The 1376-nt window shown below is 74.6% G+C and carries 1 protein-coding gene and 1 pseudogene; one reads left to right on the plus strand and one right to left on the minus strand.

The features are described from left to right. The coding region (locus CON77_RS14380) for an MgtC/SapB family protein (RefSeq protein WP_101050242.1) at positions 1-1063 on the minus strand (1063 nt) is incomplete at its 3' end. Positions 1064-1125: 62 nt separating this feature from the next. Here CON77_RS14380 and CON77_RS14385 point away from each other — a divergent pair. Continuing rightward, positions 1126-1376: pseudogene (locus CON77_RS14385) on the plus strand (hypothetical protein); the annotation flags it as partial.

Consider the following 1376-nt stretch of genomic DNA (forward strand, 5'->3'; position numbering starts at 1 on the left):
CCACGTCGGCCAGACCCGAAACGGCCGACAGCACCAGCAGCCCGCGGTCGCCCAGCCAGTCGCGCGCGGCCGGCACCAGCACCGCGATCAGGCCCAGAAAGGCGCCAAAGCCCAGGGCCGTGCCCAGGCCGGAGGTGGGGCCCAGCCCCGGGGCGTTGGCGCTGGCCGGCGTGGGGACCTGAGGGGTGTGCCGGGCGTGGTAGCCGCCCAGCGCCAGCAACACCAGGCCCGGGGCGAGCAGGGTGGCGCCCAGCGCGGCCAGCAGCGCGGGCTGGATGGCGGCGATCAGCGCGGCCATGCGCAGGAACATCACGCCCCAGGCCGCCAGGGTGCCGGCGGCGGCGGCCCGCGCCAGCTCGGGTTGGGCGCGGCCGTGGCGGGCCAGTGCCAGGGTGGCTGCGGTGGACGAGGCCAGTCCACCCAGCAGCCCGGTCCACAGCAGCCCGCGGTGGGCGCCGGTCAGGCGCATGGCCCCGTGTCCGCACAGCGACAGGCCGGTGATCAGCACCACCGCCCACCACAGCTGCTGCGGGTTCCAGGCCTGGTAGGGGCCGTAGCCGGTGTCGGGCAGGTTGGGCAGGATGACGACGGTGAGCACCAGGAGTTGCAGGGCCGCGCTCAGTTCCCGGTGCTCGATCGCGCGCAGCCAGCCGTGCAGCGTGGGCTTGAGGTCGAGCAGCACCGACACCACCACCGCCGCGGCGATGGCCAGGGCCATCCCGCCGGCCGCGGCATAAGCGCCCAGCAGCAGCGTGACCAGCATGGCCACGGCGCTGGTCACGCTCAGGCGCCGGCTGCTGCTGGCCGCCTGCCAGTACGAGGCCACCAGCAGCATCGCCACGCTCAGCAGCGCGGCCACCAGCGGCCAGGGCCCGAAGCGCGGCAGCCAGTTGCCCAGCAGGCCGCCCAGCAGCCCCACCAGGGCGAAGGTGCGCAGGCCCGCCACCCGGCCGCCTTCGGGCAGGTCGCGTTCTTGCCAGCCGCGTTGCAGGCCGATCAACAGGCCGATCAGCAGGGCGGCGCCCAGGCCCAGCGCGTCGGGGGGAAGTTGCAGTGCGTCCATCGAAAACTCCGTCAGCCATGGTACGCGAGCGCGGCCCGCCTGTCTTGCCGGACAATCGCCCCATGCACCCGAACGCCTTGCTGGACCACGCCGCCGATCTGATCGAGCAGGTGCTGTCCTTCCAACACCCCGCCGACGCCACCGTGGCGCGCTACACCAAAGAACACCGCCAGTTGGGCCCGCGCGAGCGGCACACCTTGGCCGATCTGGTCTACGCCGTGCTGCGCGAGTGGCCGCGCCTGCGCTGGTGGCTGCGCAGCGCCCCCGCCGACCTGCCCCCGCCCAAGGGCCTGGCGCCCGCCCGGCGCCAGGC

The organism is Macromonas nakdongensis (genome assembly GCF_002837145.1).
GTDB classification, from domain to species: Bacteria; Pseudomonadota; Gammaproteobacteria; order Burkholderiales; family Burkholderiaceae_C; genus Macromonas_B; species Macromonas_B nakdongensis.